The organism is Ruegeria sp. G7 (genome assembly GCF_056535465.1).
Genome location: NZ_JBQFIL010000003.1, coordinates 29452 through 47718 on the forward strand (window position 1 = coordinate 29452; position 18267 = coordinate 47718).

The following is an 18267-nucleotide window of genomic DNA, read 5'->3' on the forward strand; positions in this document are numbered from 1 at the left end:
GCCACGTACACTCAAAATCGGGAGACAGAAACACGCTGGTCCACATCGCTCAATTAAAACTGGTTTAGCGGAGTTTCATCAAATTTTGCAAGGTTAGCGAAACTGCAGCATTTCTTTCGTTGCTTCTTCTCCCAGCGGTCTCGGTTACTTTGGCCCTTTCGGGCGCACGTTTTAGGTTGAGATACAACGCGCTGAGGACGTTTCTTGAATCAAAACGAAACCCCAATGCGTCATAGCTTTTGCAATAATGGTTTATCGTACCGCAACGCTCGCAAACAAGAGACTAGTGCCTCAAATACTATTCAGGGTTGTTTTCGTGGTGTCAGCCCAGTGTCAACTTGAGACCCCAATCTCGACACATTTGGCTGGGATGAGGTACTACATGCATCTTCTGCTGAAGCTCTTCTGAGCGGTACTGCAGTTAGAGCGCACATGAACCGCATAGCAATCAAAAAAGGATAACAGCGTGAAGAACTTAGCTATTAGTTTCGCTTTCTTAGCTTCCATTGCCTTAAATTCTGCATCAGCAGACCAATTTAACCAATCTAGCTCAAGTTTTTCCGCTGATAGCTTCGAGCACAGCGGCGGTTGCCGTAAGAGCAGCCCTCCAGGTCAGTGCTGTCACGCAGGAAAACAGCCATATCACTGCCACTAACAATTTAACTAAAGGCGAGTTTTCAGTTCAGGCGCGAAGAGGCGTCGGAGCCGCGAACTCGTTACACGGACTAAAACGAAGAAACTACTTGTAGTCTTGACTGGGTTAGCACTCACATCCGCGTGCGCTCAACAGCCAGTATCGATCACTCCATTATCAATGGGCGATACGTACCGTGAAGTCTCCTGTTCTCGTGCAGCGGACTTGTACAAACAAGAAGCGACCAAAGTCCCATCTTTAGTTGCGGCTCAAAAGAAAGCCGTGACGGGTGATGCTGTAGGCGTTTTCTTGATTGGGGTACCTATGTCCAGTCTTTCTGGTGGCGATCTAGAAGGCGAAATCGCCGCAACAAAGGGGAAGCTGGTTGCTTTAGCTGGGCGTTTAGAGGCGTGTGGACCCCCCCTGGGGAAGTGGCTTGGGGCTGATGATTTAGCCGCAAGTATGAAGGCCAAGTTCTCAAATGAAGTAATTCGGGAGGGGCACCCCTCTCCCTACTTTAAGTAGTCTTTAAGCAGACGTTGATCTAAAGCACCTGAGTGGCAACAAAGTCCGCGGCTTGTGAATTGCCTGGCCACAATCCTTGCTGCACTGGCCGCGACTAGCCAGTTTTGCGCCGCATTGCCCTGTTCAAGATTACGCGCGCGGAAAAAACAAATTCACAGGATTGGGCTCTTCAGGCTGGTTCGCCGCATCTTGGACGAATGGCCGGACTACGCAATCGATACCGGCCACGACGCAGCCTTCTAACAGCTAAGTCGCGGACAAAGCTGACATAGGCGCTTTTGAAGCCTATTGTGTTATTTAACGCACTCGCGAGGAATTCAGATTGGCAGAAATGGAAGACATTTGGCTCGAGTATGCGAAGCGACTCCAGGCGCTCGCTTCGACGGGAGCCGCCTTTACGACCGATCAATTCGATAGGGAACGGTATGATGAGATCGCTCAAATTGCCTTGGAGATGATGGCTAGACTTGGCAATGTTCCTATCGGTCGCATTGAGCAATTGGTCGGCCCCTATGCAACCGGCTACGCGACGCCCAAAGTTGATGTTAGGGGCGTCGTTTTTGACGGTGAAAGACTTCTACTTGTCAAAGAAAAAGCGATGCAAAATGGGCACTTCCGGGCGGCTTCGCCGATATCGGACTGTCACCTGCTGAAAACGTATCGAAGGAAATTCTCGAAGAAGCAGGGCTGGTTGTAGATGTTACCGGTTTGATAGGCGTCAGACACAAAAAGAAGGGGAGTTCTGAGCCTGATACTAGAGACTTCTACAAACTGTTTTTTGCCTGTGATGGTATCGGGACGGCGGCTGGCCCCAATGATCCGAGTATTGCTGAACACGCCTATTTTGGACGCGACGCCATTCCCGAATTGTCTACAGGCCGCACCACCGAAACTGATATCGAGATGGCTTTTGACTATCTTGGTAACACCGGGAGGGCAGCGTCTTTTCACTGATCTTCTAGCTTAGGTTTGGGCTCGTTGTCGCCATCAGATGCGGCGCGGCATGTTGTGATAGGATGCTCGGGTCAACGTCGGGTTGTCGTTTTGGGAGGGTATGGCGGATCGGAGGATCAGTCATGGAAACACCAAACTTACCTGCCATTCGTGCGCTTCGGCCGGCCTGGAACAAGGGCCGCGTCGTTGGACAAAAACGACCGCTGAAGCCAAAGCATGTCTGGGCAATCCGCGTCAGACTGGAACTGGCAGAGAACCATCGCGACCTCGCACTCTTCAACATGGCGATCGACAGCAAGCTTCGCGGCTGTGACCTGGTGAAGATGAAAGTCGTTGATGTCATGGCATCAGGTCAGATCAAAGAACGTGCCTCTGTCCTGCAAAGCAAAACGCAGAAACCCGTGCGATTTGAGATATCCGAAGGCACACGCGCCTCTGTCGAAAAGTGGATGGAAGATAAACTCATGGTCGGCTCGGAATACCTTTGGCCCGGCCGTTTCCATGAGCGCCTGCATATCTCCACTCGACAGTATGCGAGGATCGTTCGGGATTGGGTGACGTCAATTGGTCTCGAGGCAAGCGCATATGGTACTCACTCCATGCGGCGAACAAAGGTAACCCAGATCTACAAGAAGACAGGCAACCTTCGCGCCGTTCAACTTCTTCTTGGCCACACCAAGATGGACAGCACGGTCCGGTACCTGGGAGTTGAACTCGAGGATGCGCTGGCCATCGCCGAAGCCATTGAAATCTAGCGCGTTTGGGTCGCCTTCAGTGGCGGCCCAAACCTGGCGTTTCTGACGTTGTCGAACGCTGCAGCGCAGCTTTCCGAAAGCAGACATTGGTCTTATTGTCGGAATGGCTATCGGGGACAGATTTGATTGACTACACTCCATCCATGGCTCACTTCTACCTAGACGACAGCAAACATCACGCACATGGCTTTTCCTTAGCTGCTTTCGCGATCTGTGTCGACGATCCCCAAGAGGAACTAGAAGCAATATTTGCCAGATTTGGGTTCGATCTATCAGCTTACGAGTACAAATCTTCTTCAAAGATGTGCGACAATCCCAGTCTGCAGCGCTTGCGCGACGCATTGAGGGGTTTTGTAAGGTCTAAGTGCAAGATCGCCGTCTGCGTGGTTGATGGGGACAAGCAGATCGGATCTGCATCCTTGGAACTCTTGAAGAAAGCAGTCTTGCATCCAGCGCTGCGCGATCAACACCATCAAGTTTTCTTTGATGAAGGCCTCTTCTCGTCCGAAGCCAAGGCAAAGAGCATCGCCGCAGAAATTGGTGGCTTCGACGAATGCACAATTCACTTTGAACAAGACTCGCAGCTCGTGCCAGGCATCCAAGTGGCTGATCTCATTGCTCACACTTGCGGAACGATGCTTCTTGATGGACTAGGGAAAATCAACAAGATCGTTAACGTGCCAAACTCAGGATATGGCGACGATGTGGAAATCGATCTCGGCTTCGAGATGTGGGCAGGCATACGTTACGCGTTTTTGAGCGTTGGCAACGGTGCAGACATCGACGATGAGGATTTTGCAGTTGTGTTAGTCGAACCGCATGGATTGTACATTGATCCAAGTGCATCCTCAGAGGTTACAGAAGCCGCCCGAAAACGGTTCGGATCAATGTACCTTGGATGTATTCATTGAATGAACATCTGACTAGTTTGCCTTCCCGAAACTTATCACCAAAATCACTCAGCGGTGGCCACAACTAACCAAACCAAGACGGAAAAGGGCTTTTGGAGTAAGCAACACAAACGTTCAAAATCGCAGCTACTAGAAGAGAAGATAGTTATGCCCTTGTCACTTGATGCTGAGCAGGTCCTAAAGGACATCTTTGCGGTCGGATCGGATAGAACCCTTGCGATTGGCAACCGATTAAGGGCTCCGACACCCGGGCCTGATGAGCTATTCGATTTGTGCGAATTGCTCGCCACTGAACCAAAAGAAGAAGTTCTTCAGAAATTTCTCGAGGCGAACTTTGGTTTTTTAACTGGCCTCTTTGGCGGTCCCGACAACAGCGATCTGGCTGTCCTTTTCAAACCCAAAGTCGGAACTCGCTTCGTCGCAGATTTCTGTGTTCTTCAGGCTCATCAGGGTGGTGCAGTTGCTCACATGATCGAGATAGAAACCTCTCACGAGATGCTATTCACGAAGAAGGGAAATCCAGCAAAACGCTTAGCGGGAGCTTTGAGTCAACTCGAAGATTGGCGCATTGAAATTGATCGCCAGCCCAAGTTCTATGCCGGTGAGCTACTCAGAATGGCACAAAGCCTGGATGAACATGACAAAGTCAGAGAAACCTCGAGAGGAGTGCGTTTCACTTCTTCCGGGGACGTCAAAAGAATCTGGGATATGTTTGGCGGTAGTGAACAATGTTTTTGGACCTACACGGCCATTCTTGGCCGATGGTCCAAGCTAGACACTGAAGAAAAGGCGCGAATTATGCATCGGAATCAGTCCGGTCCGGTGAAGATCCACACCTTCGAGCAACTTGCCCGGAACGCGAATTTTCGCCTTGAGCGCGACGATTGGCACAATGACTTGAATGACTGGAACTGATGATAACCAGTTTCTGAGTTTGAGAATTTGGTTCGGCCGGTCGGACACTTCAAAGGAAAGCAGCCGGATTCAAGAAGTTTGCTACGCTTCTCGTGGCATCGATCATCTAGAAGCGTTCAAGCGCCGCTGTCATTTCGTCGAAGGATTCCAATTCCAAAATAGGATTCGTTTCGCCAATCTGCTTTCCGTAGTAGTTCAGCCACTTATTCCCAAGCAGGTTGACGAAATCGCTCAATTCATTGTTCACATCGTCGTCGCGATAGAATGGGTACCAACCAGCGAACTCCATGCTGTCAGGGCGGATTTTTGTAGGCACGTTGGGATTAAGATAAACGACACCATCGGTATGCACGTCCGCGTAGTTGTCGCCCATGATCTTTGCAGTGTTGAAGAGCATAGTTCTGTGCCCGAACAACGGCTGTTGATCCATGGCGATTAGAATCAGCAGCTTAGTATCTTTATCGCCGAACTCTTCCCTTGATTTTCGGAGTTGCTTACGGGCCTGCTTTATTCGTTGTTCTATCGACCGCCGAATGCGCTTTTGCGCTAGTTTTGCCGCCGCCTCTGGCACAGGTTCGCCTCGAAAAAGCAGCCCCATTACATCCGACCCAGTACAGCCCGCGTCGATGTAAGTTTGTGTCATCTGCTTGATCGCGTCAGGGCCAGAGAAGATACCTTCAAGCGTTTTCAGCTCCGCAATTACATTTTGGTCCTCAAACAAATAGTCGGCGTTTAGTGGCATCTGAGCCTTGTTTTCGATCAGGTCTGAAATCTTCTTTCCACCAAACTCAGCAACGAATGCGTCAAAGGTTTGCTCGACATGCAAAGCATCGGGGCGTTCCGAATTGGGCAACGCTTTTCGGTACTTTCGGTCGTATTGTTCAATGCGCTTTCTTGCCTTAGCCTTGGAGCGCCATTGTTTGAGTTTCTCAAACACCATTTCCCATCTTTCATACAGTACGGTCTTCCCCTTTCGTGCGTTTCGATCACAATCGCGCATTGCCGGGGACGTTCTTGTCGCAGGAATAATATGGCGAGCGGTCACGTCTTACTCGTGGCGCAAGTCTTAGCCTGTTTGAGCTGTTTTGACACAAAAGATATGGTGGGCCAACTGCTTGCTTGAAGGATCATTTTGGGCAAGTGTCAGTCCATGAGGCGAACCAAGTACCAACAGATTATTGACTGGAACGAACGCCAAGGTGACCACCGTAGGCTTGGCGCTGAATTGGTGCACGATATCGACCGGCTCATGAAAGAGGCTGATGCGGTCTCAGGAAGTTCTCCAGAATTTATCGAGTTCATTCCGATTCGACTGGTTACAATACTGGAAGTCTTTCTTCGGGGCGTGATAGCAGAGTTAATTGATGAAAGGGACGACTACTTTGAGCGAAGCGACAAGCTCGTTAAGGGTGCGAAATTTGATCTTGCATTTGCCGCCCACATCGATCGTCGCGAACTCACCATCGGCGACTTTGTTGCGCATGCTGTCTCCTTAAACAACGTTGAATCAATCATCAGCACCTTGGACACATTGCTTTTAGACTTCCCGGCTAAGCTGAGGACTGCGCATCCCAGATGGACCGAAGAGAGCGAAGACTGGCCGCTGCGGCCAATCATCGACGACTGCGATCTGGTGATGGCATCACTAGCCCGTTTATACGAGGTGCGTCATGTCCTAACCCATGAACTTCCATCTTCGCCGTTTCTTGTTCCGGCTGAAGTACCAAAGCTTTCGAAGGCAGCGAAATCATTCATTACGGCAACAGACTGGGTCGTGGTCGAAGCCCTGCACGGTTCCGTGCCAAAAACGCAGATTGCAATGAACCTCAGTAAGGGCGACGAATTGCGTGACGAGGAAGCCCAACTAACGGCTGCATTGGATGAAGCCAACAAGCTTGATGGAATTGATCGCGCCGCACTCAGTGCGTTGCAAACTGCCTGGGCCGATTGGGCCGACATGCAAGCCAACCTAGTGGCCTTTCAAGTGGAAGGCGGCTCAATGTATCCAATGATCTGGGCCTCAGAAAAAGCAGCGCTTACCCGGGAAAGGATTGACCAGATTGAGCGCTTGATGAGCGAGTGGATGGACAGATAGTCGCCTGGACCGTACAGGATTCCCGATTAGGTCCGTTTAGCGCTTACTTTGGTCCCGTCGACGGACACCATGAATAGGACCCCGTCAGCCTCAATGTGAAAAACGTGCTTTACCATGCTCATGTTCAGCGTGGGCATCGGTTCTTCGATCTCCGCTGGGACAACTAATTCAGCGTCGTCGTACCTATAGTCAGGCTTGTATCCATGAAGGACTACCCTTTTGGGTATGCCACCCATGTCTTCGAAGACTGCGTCCATTGCCAAGACCGCTGCGCCATTCCGGTTCAGAACGATAGTTCGTCGAAAAAACGGTCTGATCTTACTGAGTATGGTTCGCCAAGCTTCTATATTGTCGACGATGGGCTTGCCGGAAAAGAATACCGCCATCAGCCAAGGAATAAGGGGGACCAAATTTGAGGCTATCACCGTGACGAACGCAGGCAAGTCCGCGCCGGGCCCAATGTTTGCTTCGTCGAAGTCGGCATCGAACTCGGATTTGATACGACTTAGAAAGATCTGGCTGGCCGCATCTGTCGCCGCTCCCTCGTCAGCGTAGTCGTCCCAATTTACATACTCACCAATGCGGTCGTAGCTTTCGTCGATCACGAAAATCAGAACTTCATCGGACTGTTCTTCGCGCTGAGGCGAGGAGGGTAAAGGTTTGTTAGATGACATATCAAGAAACTTTCGAGTGCTTTCAATTAAGCTCAAGGCAACTCCCTTGCTTCTATCTGACTGGCAACCAGGCTACCACTTCATATGTCCAATAGCTTTCGAACAAGGCGAATGACTGCTTCCTGCCGTTCATCCTATTCGTCGCGCTGCTGCAGCGAATGACTGCTCTCCGCCCTCTTGGCACCGGAATCTTCCATTTATCCCGGGTATTCCGATGGGTTTCCGCGCGGCGCTGCGTTTTTAATGATGTGTTATTTTCAGTGCTATAGACGCTTTAAAGATGTACTTTTCAAAGAGAACCTCTTGCCTTTTCTTTGAAATAATATGATTTAAGGCGTCATGAACGCTGGAAGATCGAAAAATCTGAAGAAAGTTCTCGACTCAGTGCCCGCGGGATATCTCGTCGATGCCAACTGGCTCACCGCCCATGGCATAGCCTACGAAACCTTTCGCGACTATGTAAAACGGGGCTGGCTCGAACGCGTTCACCGTGGCGTTTTTCGCCGACCTGTTCCCAATCCGCCCGTATCAAACACCGTTGACTGGAAGGCCTGCCTGATGTCGATGCAACATATCATGGGCTATGATATTCATATCGGTGGCAAAACCGCTCTCTCACAACAGGGCTACGACCACTACTTGCGTTTGGGCAACAACGCCCCCGTCTGGATCTATGGCTTCAAAATACCCAACTGGCTCACGAAGCTACCACTCAATGCGCCTATAGAAACGCGCAATACGTCGCTGTTCGCTGACCAGGCACTTGGCGTTACAAATGACGACATAAAATCTGAAAACTCCCTCCCGTGGGACTGGCAACTGCGCATGTCGGCCCCCGAACGGGCGGTCATGGAAGCCATGGACGAATTGCCGGACCATGAGAGTTTTCACAACCTCGACATGGTGTTCGAAGGCTTGACGACACTACGACCTAAGTTGCTCTCAGCGCTCTTGCTGAGCTGCAAGAAAATAAAGGTCAAGCGCCTCTTCTTTGTTTTTGCGGATCGCCACAATCACCCCTGGCGCAAACGACTTGATGCTGACGCCTTCAACCTCGGGACAGGGGATCGAGCATTGGTCGAAGGGGGTCGGATACATCCGCGATATCGCATCATGGTACCCGAAGAGTTCGCCACGACAGGGGCAGAAAATGGCCCGTAGAAATTATGAATCCCAGGTCGCCCTTCTCGTGCGTGTATTGCCTTACGTCGCGAGGGAAGAGATATTCGCGCTCAAGGGCGGGACAGCGATCAACCTCTTCTATCGCGATCTACCGCGACTCTCGGTTGATATCGACCTGACATATCTGCCGATCAAAGAGCGTGAACAGAGCCTCGCCGAGATCAACGAAGCCATGGATCGGATCGCTAAGTTGATCGAAAAGGGTATCAGCGGGGCGAAGGCTCAAAGAATAAAAGGAGGTGGGGGCGGCGCCACCCGCGTGCTTGCGCGTCTGGACGATGCAGAAGTCAAAATCGAGACCTCGCCTGTCACAGGCGGCGTTGTTCATGACCCCGAAACCCGGGCGGTCTCCGACGCCGTAGCAGACGCGTTTGGCTATGCAGAAATGCAGATCGTCTCATTCGAAGATTTGTTCGGCGGTAAGCTCCACGCAGCCGTGGATCGACAGCATCCACGCGATCTTTATGATGTAAAGCTACTCTACGAACACGAAGGACTGACGGATGATCTGTTCCGAACTTTCCTGATCTACATCGCCAGTTCGGCACGTCCGGCACACGAATTGCTGAATCCCAACCTGATCGCCCTAGATCAACCTTATGTGCGTGAGTTCGAGGGCATGACTAAGTCAGCCGTCGGCCTCGATGACCTGCTGGCGATGCGCAAGCAACTGATTGCGGACATCCAATCTCGCTTCGACAAACCCACCAGACAATTCTTGCTCAGTCTGCAGGATGGCGCGCCGGATTTCGCCGTAATAGATCGACCGCAAGCCGCCTATCTTCCCGCCGTGCGTTGGAAGCTTCTCAATCTGGAGCGCCTGATCCGGGACAACCCGAAAAAGCACGTCGAGCAAAGGGAAGAACTCGAGAAACTCCTAGGTCGCCTCTTCGACTGATTTAAATTCAATGTCCGACCAATTGAAAGCGCGGGGACATTTCCGCGCCGCTTATTGTCACTGCGTATAATGCCGAGAAATTCGAACATCCCATTACGATTCAGGAGGCTCATTCTTCTCCGTTATGGGAGCCGCCTGTCATCAGGTCAAGAATCGTCAATCGGTAGGTAAGCCGTAAGGAAGTCAAATTGGGTTGGCTTCAGCGAATTTCCGAATGTACGCGAGAAATGCACGGTCGGGATCTTTGGGTGGTTCCATTCCCGCAGACCAGTCACGCCATTGGCCCTCAATGTAGTAGATGTCATACCCCGGATGGCGCAGACGAGCAGTTTCGCAGGTTTCGGTCTTTAAGGCGTCACCTCTTTTTTCTAGCCAGACCGGACGCGGCTTGATGCTTGGAGCAACAGGTACTTGAACGTGTTCTTCCTGTTCTTGTGCTTTTGCCTGACGTCCAATGGACGAAAATTTTAGAGCACGTTCCGCCCTTTCGTGCCGTACTTCAGCCCCTTACCCTTCCTGGTCCAACACTAGCCAATAGCGTGTGTACCGGAGTTCACCCGTTCGGGTCAGCGCCCCCTTCTCGACCAAGTCCTGCAGATCCCGCGTCGCGGTGGCCCGCGACGTTCCCGTGATCGAGATATAGTTCTCGGCGCTGAGCCCGCCTTTGAACCCGTCCGGCCCAGCCTTGAACAACCGGGCGATTACCTTGCCTTGGCGGGCGTTAAACTGATCACGATGTCGGTCGTAGAAATGCGTCTTGGATATGAAGAAACCGACCCGCTCGAGCGTCACCTGCTGCGCTGTAAGGACAGTCTCGGCGAACCAAACGAGCCATGGCGTGACGTCCAGCGTCTTTTGATGGCGTTCAAGCTGATCGTAGTAAGCCTTCCTCTCTCTCTCGATCGTGAAAGCAAGGGCAATCAGGCTTGGCTGACCAATATTTTGCGCCAGGGATTTTTCCGCCAGCGCCCTGCCCAATCGGCCATTGCCGTCTTCAAAGGGGTGAATGCTCTCGAAATACAGATGGCTCAATCCGGCCCGGATTAGCGCGCGCAATGGTTCGGGACCATTTGGTGCGGTCCGATTAAACCAGGTGACGAACTGATCCATTTCAGCCGAAACCTGATGTGAAGGTGGCGCTTCGAAATGCACCGTAGGACGGTCTAGCTTGCCTGAGACGATTTGCATCGCATCCTCATGGCTCCGGTAAGATCCAATCGATTCCAGATGCCTGTCATGGGACAGAAGCATGTCATGCCACAGAAACAGGGTGTCGTGCGACAGTGGTTCCGAAAAGTTAGAATAAACATCCACCATCATTTCAGAAACGCCCTGCTCACGCGGTTTGGATGGGTAGCTGTCGGGTGCCAGTCCAAGATGGCGACGCAAGGAAGATTGCACGCTGAGCCGATCCAGCATCTCACCTTCGATCGCGCTGGTCTTCATCGCTTCTTCGCTTAGCAGATCGATCCGCAATTGATCGCGATCCGATGTGTTCACATGATGAACTGCTCCAAGAACTTCCCCTGAGGACAATAGGAACTGTTGTTCATATGGTTCAAGTCTTGTGGCATCGTAACGAAAATTCGGCCAATCAGGGTTTTGCCAGTTCCACATCGTGAGGTATCAGCCTCCTTCCTATAGCTCACCATTTATGTATATGTGATTTATAGAGGTCAATCCTATTGCTCACTTTTCAAACTCTTCAATCTGATCATTGATTGAACGTGTAGTCTGAAAACAGTAGATTTCACCCTGTTTCCACAAATTTACGTAGCACTGGAGGTCCGTGAGAGCATTGCCTTTGGAGACAGCTCTCCCTTTTCGATCTTAGCCAGCAATGAAATCAGGTAAGCCGCTGGAGATTGAATATTCTCAGCACGTTGAAAGATGTATCCGAGGACAATGAAGCGAATAGCTGGGCCAAACATCGATTTCATTGCATACCAGGTTTGGCCAAGCCGGAGATACTCGGCGATATCATCCATAAGTCGATCACAGTGGTGCTGATCTTTTGCAAAACGTAGTTCTGAGCATAGCCGTGGAAAACTGCGCTCCATTTGGTCTGGAGAAACTTGAATCTGAGAAAGTTCTTCTTTCTTAACTTCCTGATTCAAAGAGTCCTCTTTGTGCCCCTCAATTTCATTGTCAGTGGCCCTCAAATTTTCTGTATCTGTCTGTGTTATCTCTGAGATTTCCACAGAGATTTCTGCCAGCAGTTCGCTGAGCACATTCGCATCTGGTTTGCGACGCAGAGCATTGCGTACGGTGGCCATCAAACCCGAGATTTTGGTGTCGTCTGCCAGAAGCTCCCTGAGACGCGCCAGAGCGGCAGAAACCTTGTCGCGGAGCACAGTGAACTCCAGAACTCGATCAGCATGCCTCTGGGCTTCCTGGATGAACTCAGCGTGCCGTTCAGACAAAGGCATCAGGGAGAGCCCAGTTGCGGTGACTACCCTGCCCTGTCGATCCCGGCGGACCCATCGCTTGCCGTTTGCGCTCATGACGCGGCGGATAAGTCCAAGCTCAACCAGCGTCGAGATATGACGTTCAACTGTCTGGACGCTGACATGAGTTCGTTTGGCGATCGCGGCGTTGGAAGCGAAGCAGATGTGATGATCAGCTTGGTCCGCAGCAATCTGATCACCGCCCACAAAGGAAATCATCGCTCTCAGGACATTGAGAGTCGTGGATTTTAACCCAAGAGGTTCTCTGGCCTCTTCAACGGCGCGAAGAAGCATCCATTTTTTGGGCGTACTATTCCCTGCCCTGTCGTTGCCGACAAGGTTGCTCCATTTGGAGCCAATGCTGTTAGTGTCTTCATGAAATTTTGTCAGCAGACAAAGAAAACCTGTTCACCCAGAGGCGTTTTTTATTGTGTCGTGATTCGCGGGCTGTTAGGGTTTAGGTGTCTAATCTATAACCACTAGTTGGTTTTCAGCCCTCGGAGCCTCAGGTTTCGGGGGTTTCTTTTTTGCTTTTCTCCTCTTTGCTCGTTACCTCATGTAGAGTTAACACCTGTTAACTCGCTTAATCCTCGGCGCTTTCTTTGAAACGCTCGTAGGAATCTTGAATGATTTGTCCAAGGTTGTCCGAAAGCCAGCTTGTATAGGCTTCATTGTCCCCTGCCATTTTGATAGTCATGCTCACCGCAGAATTGCTGGTCTTGATGACAACGTCGGGCGCCGGTCGGATTTCCTGTGCTGCTTTCTTAGGGGTCAAGCTGCTTAGGAGACCGTTTAACCGATCGTCTGAATTAGCAACGTTGAGCGTCTCCAGGAGCTTCTTGGCCTTGTCTGCTGTTATCAGTCCTTTCCGTAACGCATCGGCTAGAGCTGTCCATTTGGGTCGTCCAGATTTTGGTGCTGGACCAATCATATCCCCGAGATCGTCCGGAATATCGTTTGTGACTCGCTCTAATTGTGACAGCGTGTTCTTGGAAATCGCCAGAGCTGTGATCGCTTCCGAGCGGTCATATCCTTGGTTTAATATTTCGCGTGCGAACCGGGCTCTCTCGTAATAGCTGAGGTCAACCCGCGAGGAGTTCTCTAGACCCTTTGCCTGAAGCGCTTCCTTATCATCAAGTGTTCTTACCAGTGCGCGAACAGGCTGGTTTAGATACTGACAAGCTAAGATGCGACGGCGGCCGTAGATGACCTCGAAGTGACCGTCGACTTCCTCAGAAGGACGCAACAGGACGGGAACTTGTTGGCCTCCTGCGTCCTTGATGCTTTCAGCGAGTTCCAGAACAGCTGAATCGACGTCCGCTTCTGGGTTGGAGTTAACAGGTGTTAACTCGATCCCAAGTCTATCTTTTGGACCCCACGGCAAAACGAGTGAGGTATCGATGTCTTGGATGCCTCCGGCTCCAACACGGACCGAAGCAATCGTACCGCGTGGAAGTGCAGCATTGGCGCGTTCCGTTTTCGTGGGTGGGATTGGTGGGTTTCCGGCTGCTGCTGCAATCGCTGCAGCCATGCTGGTTTTGTTTTGTTTAAGTGCCATTTCAACGGCCCCAAGCGGTTTGAATCATGTTTGATACTTCGTGCCCAACAGCATCCATACTTGATCGGGCGCGGTCATAGGTCGATCTCGTCATTTCAGATCGAACGACTTCATACATTGTCATCTTCAGCATCGCAGCATCAGCAATGGCAGTGCTTCGCAGAGCAGTCGCACTGATCACCCGATCCTGAAACAACGCCCTCATCAGACTAACAATTTGCTGAGATGGTGTGTCTGAGGGGTCGTCTCTTGTTATGAGGAACCGGAAATTGTCGTGGACGATCGGAATCCCGGAGTTCTCAAACTCTTCCAGATATGCCGAAGTCATTTCAAGAAACTGCTGTGTAGAGGCTACGTCCAACATGCTGGGTGTCAGCGGCACGATGACAGACGTTGCCGCGAATAATCCCGCCAGCGTCAGGAAACCCAAAGAAGGTGGGCTATCGACAATGATCACATCATAGTCTGCCTCCACCGTCTCGATCGCATTGGCGAGCCGATTATAAAAGGGGATACCTTTCCGGGCGTAAACAGCAGTTTCCGTTTCAAACTCAGACAGGATCAACTGTGCGGGGGAAAGATCCAGGCCGGGGAAGTAGGTGGCCCGAATACACTCGGACATTGGCACCGGATCCTCGTAGCGCAAAGCATCATAGATTGAATTTCCTTCAAACTCTATCTCGGGCTGAATTCCGCAAAAACCAGTCAGGCTGCCTTGTGGGTCAAGATCGATGGCCAGAACGCGATAACCTTGAAGCGCAAGATAGTGACACAGGTGAATTGCCGAGGTGGACTTTGCACTACCACCCTTGAAGTTCATAAGTTGAATGACCTGAAGCCGGTCGCCATCGCGACGGCCGGGGAGGTATTTGCCGGGCTTTCTAGAACTGCCTTCAAGAATCTGGCGCATCGTTTTGATTTCGGCGCCGGAATAAAAACGTCGGCCGTTTCTGTTGACTTCCGGCTCGGGAAGTGAGCCCTCAGCATGGCCTTTTCGAAGGTACTGTCCGGTTGTCCCAAACAGGTCGGCAACCTCAGTCGCACTGAAAAGGCGGAGGGTCTTTGACAGCTCAGGAGAGTACGCCTGAGTTAGGTGTGTAGTAAGTGCAACTTGTAGACGATCAGAAATTTCACGTGTAACGTGAGACTGCGTCGCCGCATCAATGGGTGTGGTCTGTAGCATAGTTGCAGTTTTCCTGCTCATTTTTGTATGGTTGCGCAACTTGAGTGTATTTAGGCACTCGTATTCCGATTCATGTCAAGAGAAAAATCAATAACTTGTGGTGCACTGTGAGACCTGCACAAACGTGCTGAAGTTAACAGCTGTTAACTCACGTCTTTGCTGAGCGCTTGAGAAGCGCTTGGAGGTTGTATGGTACCGATAAGAATTCAGACTCCGAGTCAGTATTTTAAAGGATGCTTGACCTCAGGTGCATTGTTGCTTCCCGGAGCCCAATAAAACGGTCACATCTTATCTAGTCCTCAGAAAAGTAGTTAACCGAATGCAATGCTTCACGTCGCTCCCATGCTGAATGCCTGGATTTTCCTGAGAAACGTAGATTTTTTCAAGTGATAGGGCAGGCGGCCAGTCGTAGCGGATTCATATTGATCGAGGACGCGGTTGATCTCCGGTATGTAAGGGCGGGAAGCACTTTCTGGTCTAACTGGATCAGCCGGATAGCGTGATTATAATCGATATCCTGCGCTCCAGTTGTGATCTGCCGTGACGTGTTTCCGCGCTAGCTGCGTTGACGGATGTCACGGAAAAAAACCCAGTCTGTGCAGTCAGAATATCCTTCGGGTTAGTAGTTCTTGAATAATATGAGCAAAGCTCACCTCAACAAATCGGCAGCCGGATTTTCTGCGATATCCACATCGTTGTTGCACTTTTGCGCCTGCGCCATGGAGCGATGCATGGAGAGGCGCATAGCGGCTTGGGTCAGAAAGCCCGTGTGCAACCCGTGCGGCGAGGCAAAGTCTACCGGCAGTCCGGCCAACCTCAGCCGGTGTTTGATGATATACGCAATCGCATCCAGGCCAGCGCGGGCGTTGATATCTTCAGAATCCCACAAGGCTCAAGGACTTGACTTGACCCACCAGTATGACCAAGTATGACTGAGGAGGCCCGCTATGACCATCAAGACAACGCTCAGCTTTACCGATCGCCACCACCGGTTCCTCAAGGAAAAGGTAGGCGAGGGCGTCTATGCCTCGGCATCTGCCGCCGTCGCCGCAGCGGTCGAGCGGATGATCGAAGACGAGCAGGCCCGTGAGATCGCTCTGGACGCCATGGCCGAGGAGCTGCGCCGCCGCGCGGCCACACCGCGTTCGGAATTTGTCGACCATGAGGATGTCTTCCGGCCCGCCCTGCGCCGATTGGACCGCGAGGGGTGAGCTATCGCCTGCGCTACCACCCTTCGGTGGCTGACGACCTGCTGACCATCGCCGAGCTGATCGAGGACTATGCCGGTCCGCAGGTCGCCCGCCGCAAGCTGGCCGAAATCGCCGAAGCCGCACAAAGCCTGCGCACGCTGCCTCATCGCGGCACCAAGCGCGATCACATTCTGCCCGGCCTGCGCGCGATTCCCGCCGCCCGCCGCGCCGTCATCGCCTTTACCGTGGATGACACCGCGCAAGAGGTCTACGTCATGGCGATCACCTATGGCGGGGCTGATTGGATCGGCCGCGCGAGCCTGCGGCAGAGTTGATACATCAGCCCAGCAGGTCTGTTGCCGGGTTTTCGGCGATATCGACATCGTCGTAATACTTCTGCGCCTGCGCGAGAGAGCGATGCAGCGAGAGGCGCATAGCAGCCTGGATCGGGGCACCATCCAGCGCGGCCTGGGTCAGAAAGCCCGAGCGCAGCCCGTGGGGCGAGGCAAAATCTGGCGGCAACCCGGCCAGCTTCAGGCGGTGTTTGACGATCTGCGCAATCGCATCCGGGGAGAGGGAGCGTTTCAATACGCGATCCGCCTTGGAGATCGGACGGAATAGCGCACCGTCGGTGATCTTCGCTACCTCGATCCAATGCACCAGCGCCTGCGCCGCGCGGCCCTTGAGCACCAAACGAGGGGTCTCACCCTTGCTCGTGGTCTTGGTTTCCAGCAGGGAAATCCAGACTACGCCGGTCTTTTCAAACTCTTTGAGGCTGACATCCTCGCGCATCAACCCAGTGATCTCAGAGCGCCGGCGCCCGCCGCTGGCCCAACCCAACATCAGGATGGCCCTGTCGCGACAATCCCGATGCGACCCCCGACAGGTGGCCAGCAGCTGTTCGAGAATGTCGCGCGTGATCGGGTGTTGTGATTTCGGGGCAGGGGGCCGGGCGGCGGCGCGGCGGGCCTTGGCGCGGGCCTGTTTGACCTGCGGGGCATCAAACGGTGATGCGAGGTTCTTCATCCGGTGAAAGGCCAGCCACGAGGCTATGCGCCGGTCCAGCGTCGACGGGGCCGGGCAGGCGAGGGACCTGCGCAAGCCTTGCGCGATCAACATCTCTGCGGTCTGACGCGCGATGTCGTCTTCCGGCGCATCATTCAGATCGCGGGCGTGATCGAGAATAAAGGCCAGTGCGGTGGCCTCATGCTCGGGCCAGTTCAGCGCCGCCCCGAAGCGCGCCTCTTTCCACGCTGTTACATAGAGCAGATCCCGCTCATAGGCGCGCAGCGTATTCGCCGGCGTCCCGCGCACATACAGATCTGTCAGTGCCTCCTGATCCTCGGCAGAGAGGGCAGGGGAGGCGGCGGGGAGGTAGGGGGCAGGGGGCTTCATGGGCACATTCTGTGCTGACTTCGCTGCAAAATCAATTATTCATGATAAGGGATACTTATCGGATATAATAATGACTTGACAAAATGAGAAAAGTAACAATCAAAAAGACCGAATTTTGCGCGTAAACCGGGTAGGGGGTTGCGATGCAGCCACAAAGATTTCTCAAAACTGATTGTTGATGTGTTCCAGAGCCGCCTTAAAATGCAGAACAAATTCACTTGCCAAGGCAGATGGAGGACGGTGGGCCGGGCGCATTATTGAGACGTTCAGAGCTACATGAGGACGGAACGCTCGGAAGACGACGGGCCTAGGCTCGGGCCGCATGTTGACGTATCCGGCCGCAGTGATCGGGTCGCAGATGCAAAAACACAGATCCTTTTCCACCAAGGTCAAAGCCGGGTGAAAGGTCCTGAGTTCAAACCGTTGGTCGAATCTGGCTTTTTGGCTGGCGAACGCTCTTTGGGTTGCGATCAGGTTTGGATGCCCGTCCTGCAGACCTGCCATCGGGCGGCCAGACAGGTGGTGCGCCTCGATCGTGTCCAATTCGGTCAGCGGATCATCCGCGGGGATCGCGCACACGCATTGCATGTCGAAGTCGATCGTATCGATCGCTGCCGTGGGTTTCGGGGATTCACCCAACCCGATGTCATATTGCTGAGAGACAACCCATTCCTCGATTACCGGGGACGCCCGCATCATCAACGACGCTTTCACATCCGGTTTGTCCAACAGGAACTCACCCAGAAGCTGCGGCATCAAGAGACTGGCGGCGGCTGGCATACAGGCGATGTTCAGGCGACCCTTTGTCAGCGCTCCGATCTCGCGCATTGTCCGGGTTGAAAGCGAAAGGCGATCCAGGATCGCTTCGGCCTCGGTGATGAAATATTGGGCCTCGGGGTGGGGGCCATTTTGCCGCGCTGACGGCGGAACAAGGCTGTCACGGTGCCCTTA

The 18267-nt window shown here is 52.6% G+C and carries 19 protein-coding genes; 10 read left to right on the forward strand and 9 right to left on the reverse strand.

Translation table 11 applies throughout. From position 1 onward, the window contains the following. The first annotated feature begins 1490 nt into the window (after window positions 1-1490). From ACR3EN_RS20415 to ACR3EN_RS20435, 5 genes are all read left to right on the forward strand, one after another. Entirely contained in the window at window positions 1491-1856 is a 366-nt protein-coding gene (locus tag ACR3EN_RS20415) for an NUDIX hydrolase N-terminal domain-containing protein (RefSeq protein WP_480918533.1), read from the forward strand. Continuing rightward, window positions 1799-2113 (forward strand): NUDIX hydrolase, encoded by a 315-nt coding sequence (locus ACR3EN_RS20420; protein WP_480918534.1) that lies wholly within the window; start codon window positions 1799-1801, stop codon window positions 2111-2113. Before ACR3EN_RS20415 ends, ACR3EN_RS20420 begins: the two co-directional genes overlap by 58 nt. Window positions 2114-2235: 122 nt before the next feature. Next, a complete protein-coding gene (locus ACR3EN_RS20425) occupies window positions 2236-2868 on the forward strand; it encodes a tyrosine-type recombinase/integrase (protein WP_480822469.1) in 633 nt (210 codons plus the stop codon). Window positions 2869-3011: 143 nt separating this feature from the next. After that, complete coding sequence (locus tag ACR3EN_RS20430) at window positions 3012-3779, forward strand: DUF3800 domain-containing protein (RefSeq protein WP_480843293.1); 768 nt, start codon at window positions 3012-3014, stop codon at window positions 3777-3779. A gap of 147 nt (window positions 3780-3926) precedes the next feature. Next, window positions 3927-4694: a Shedu anti-phage system protein SduA domain-containing protein gene (locus ACR3EN_RS20435; protein WP_480822473.1), complete on the forward strand. Its 768-nt coding sequence runs from the start codon at window positions 3927-3929 to the stop codon at window positions 4692-4694. Between the two features lie 106 nt (window positions 4695-4800). Here the strand turns inward: ACR3EN_RS20435 and ACR3EN_RS20440 are convergent, their stop codons facing one another. Continuing rightward, on the reverse strand, window positions 4801-5631 hold the full coding sequence (locus ACR3EN_RS20440) for a hypothetical protein (protein WP_480843291.1): 831 nt from the start codon (window positions 5629-5631) through the stop codon (window positions 4801-4803). A gap of 213 nt (window positions 5632-5844) precedes the next feature. Here ACR3EN_RS20440 and ACR3EN_RS20445 point away from each other — a divergent pair, with 213 nt between their 5' ends. Further along, the gene (locus ACR3EN_RS20445; RefSeq protein WP_480871134.1) at window positions 5845-6789 is read left to right on the forward strand and encodes a lysozyme inhibitor LprI family protein; all 945 of its coding nucleotides are present in this window, start codon (window positions 5845-5847) and stop codon (window positions 6787-6789) included. A gap of 26 nt (window positions 6790-6815) precedes the next feature. On the opposite strand, the gene ACR3EN_RS20450 is transcribed toward ACR3EN_RS20445, so the two are convergent. Next, window positions 6816-7499: a hypothetical protein gene (locus ACR3EN_RS20450; protein ID WP_480822479.1), complete on the reverse strand. Its 684-nt coding sequence runs from the start codon at window positions 7497-7499 to the stop codon at window positions 6816-6818. A 303-nt stretch (window positions 7500-7802) separates the two neighbouring features. Between ACR3EN_RS20450 and ACR3EN_RS20455 the strand changes: the two genes are divergently transcribed. Both ACR3EN_RS20455 and ACR3EN_RS20460 read left to right on the forward strand, forming a co-directional pair. Further along, window positions 7803-8624, forward strand: coding sequence for a type IV toxin-antitoxin system AbiEi family antitoxin domain-containing protein (locus ACR3EN_RS20455; RefSeq protein ID WP_480871136.1), 822 nt, complete (start codon window positions 7803-7805; stop codon window positions 8622-8624). Further along, window positions 8614-9543, forward strand: a complete 930-nt coding sequence (locus ACR3EN_RS20460) for a nucleotidyl transferase AbiEii/AbiGii toxin family protein (protein WP_480871138.1) — start codon at window positions 8614-8616, stop codon at window positions 9541-9543. Before ACR3EN_RS20455 ends, ACR3EN_RS20460 begins: the two co-directional genes overlap by 11 nt. 507 nt (window positions 9544-10050) lie before the next feature. Here ACR3EN_RS20460 and ACR3EN_RS20465 read toward each other — a convergent pair. The 5 genes from ACR3EN_RS20465 to ACR3EN_RS20485 form a co-directional block, all read right to left on the reverse strand. Then, entirely contained in the window at window positions 10051-11160 is a 1110-nt protein-coding gene (locus ACR3EN_RS20465) for a DUF4172 domain-containing protein (protein ID WP_480871140.1), read from the reverse strand. A 152-nt stretch (window positions 11161-11312) separates the two neighbouring features. Beyond that, a complete protein-coding gene (locus tag ACR3EN_RS20470; RefSeq protein WP_480918503.1) occupies window positions 11313-12284 on the reverse strand; it encodes a helix-turn-helix domain-containing protein in 972 nt (323 codons plus the stop codon). Between the two features lie 289 nt (window positions 12285-12573). After that, window positions 12574-13548: a ParB/RepB/Spo0J family partition protein gene (locus tag ACR3EN_RS20475; protein ID WP_480871144.1), complete on the reverse strand. Its 975-nt coding sequence runs from the start codon at window positions 13546-13548 to the stop codon at window positions 12574-12576. A 1-nt stretch (window position 13549) separates the two neighbouring features. Then, the gene (repA, locus tag ACR3EN_RS20480; RefSeq protein ID WP_480861281.1) at window positions 13550-14731 is read right to left on the reverse strand and encodes a plasmid partitioning protein RepA; all 1182 of its coding nucleotides are present in this window, start codon (window positions 14729-14731) and stop codon (window positions 13550-13552) included. A 649-nt stretch (window positions 14732-15380) separates the two neighbouring features. Beyond that, on the reverse strand, window positions 15381-15620 hold the full coding sequence (locus tag ACR3EN_RS20485; protein ID WP_480865536.1) for a hypothetical protein: 240 nt from the start codon (window positions 15618-15620) through the stop codon (window positions 15381-15383). 58 nt (window positions 15621-15678) lie between these two features. On the opposite strand from ACR3EN_RS20485, the gene ACR3EN_RS20490 reads away from it, so the two are divergent. Continuing rightward, entirely contained in the window at window positions 15679-15942 is a 264-nt protein-coding gene (locus tag ACR3EN_RS20490) for a hypothetical protein (protein ID WP_480871146.1), read from the forward strand. Continuing rightward, on the forward strand, window positions 15939-16256 hold the full coding sequence (locus ACR3EN_RS20495; protein WP_480871148.1) for a type II toxin-antitoxin system RelE/ParE family toxin: 318 nt from the start codon (window positions 15939-15941) through the stop codon (window positions 16254-16256). Before ACR3EN_RS20490 ends, ACR3EN_RS20495 begins: the two co-directional genes overlap by 4 nt. A gap of 4 nt (window positions 16257-16260) precedes the next feature. On the opposite strand, the gene ACR3EN_RS20500 is transcribed toward ACR3EN_RS20495, so the two are convergent. Next, window positions 16261-17316: a tyrosine-type recombinase/integrase gene (locus ACR3EN_RS20500; RefSeq protein WP_480871150.1), complete on the reverse strand. Its 1056-nt coding sequence runs from the start codon at window positions 17314-17316 to the stop codon at window positions 16261-16263. A 162-nt stretch (window positions 17317-17478) separates the two neighbouring features. After that, a complete protein-coding gene (locus tag ACR3EN_RS20505; RefSeq protein ID WP_480918504.1) occupies window positions 17479-18144 on the reverse strand; it encodes a LysR substrate-binding domain-containing protein in 666 nt (221 codons plus the stop codon). Window positions 18145-18267 lie beyond the last annotated feature (123 nt).

Coding starts and splice junctions, on each gene's coding strand:
- ACR3EN_RS20425 (WP_480822469.1), top strand. CDS start 2,236: ATGGAAACACCAAACTTACCTGCCATTCGTGCGCTTCGGCCGGCCTGG.
- repA (WP_480861281.1), bottom strand. CDS start 14,731: ATGCTACAGACCACACCCATTGATGCGGCGACGCAGTCTCACGTTACA.
- ACR3EN_RS20445 (WP_480871134.1), top strand. CDS start 5,845: ATGAGGCGAACCAAGTACCAACAGATTATTGACTGGAACGAACGCCAA.
- ACR3EN_RS20460 (WP_480871138.1), top strand. CDS start 8,614: ATGGCCCGTAGAAATTATGAATCCCAGGTCGCCCTTCTCGTGCGTGTA.
- ACR3EN_RS20465 (WP_480871140.1), bottom strand. CDS start 11,160: ATGTGGAACTGGCAAAACCCTGATTGGCCGAATTTTCGTTACGATGCC.
- ACR3EN_RS20435 (WP_480822473.1), top strand. CDS start 3,927: ATGCCCTTGTCACTTGATGCTGAGCAGGTCCTAAAGGACATCTTTGCG.
- ACR3EN_RS20415 (WP_480918533.1), top strand. CDS start 1,491: ATGGAAGACATTTGGCTCGAGTATGCGAAGCGACTCCAGGCGCTCGCT.
- ACR3EN_RS20430 (WP_480843293.1), top strand. CDS start 3,012: ATGGCTCACTTCTACCTAGACGACAGCAAACATCACGCACATGGCTTT.
- ACR3EN_RS20505 (WP_480918504.1), bottom strand. CDS start 18,144: ATGCGCGAGATCGGAGCGCTGACAAAGGGTCGCCTGAACATCGCCTGT.
- ACR3EN_RS20500 (WP_480871150.1), bottom strand. CDS start 17,316: ATGAAGCCCCCTGCCCCCTACCTCCCCGCCGCCTCCCCTGCCCTCTCT.
- ACR3EN_RS20470 (WP_480918503.1), bottom strand. CDS start 12,284: ATGCTTCTTCGCGCCGTTGAAGAGGCCAGAGAACCTCTTGGGTTAAAA.
- ACR3EN_RS20455 (WP_480871136.1), top strand. CDS start 7,803: ATGAACGCTGGAAGATCGAAAAATCTGAAGAAAGTTCTCGACTCAGTG.
- ACR3EN_RS20490 (WP_480871146.1), top strand. CDS start 15,679: ATGACCATCAAGACAACGCTCAGCTTTACCGATCGCCACCACCGGTTC.
- ACR3EN_RS20475 (WP_480871144.1), bottom strand. CDS start 13,548: ATGGCACTTAAACAAAACAAAACCAGCATGGCTGCAGCGATTGCAGCA.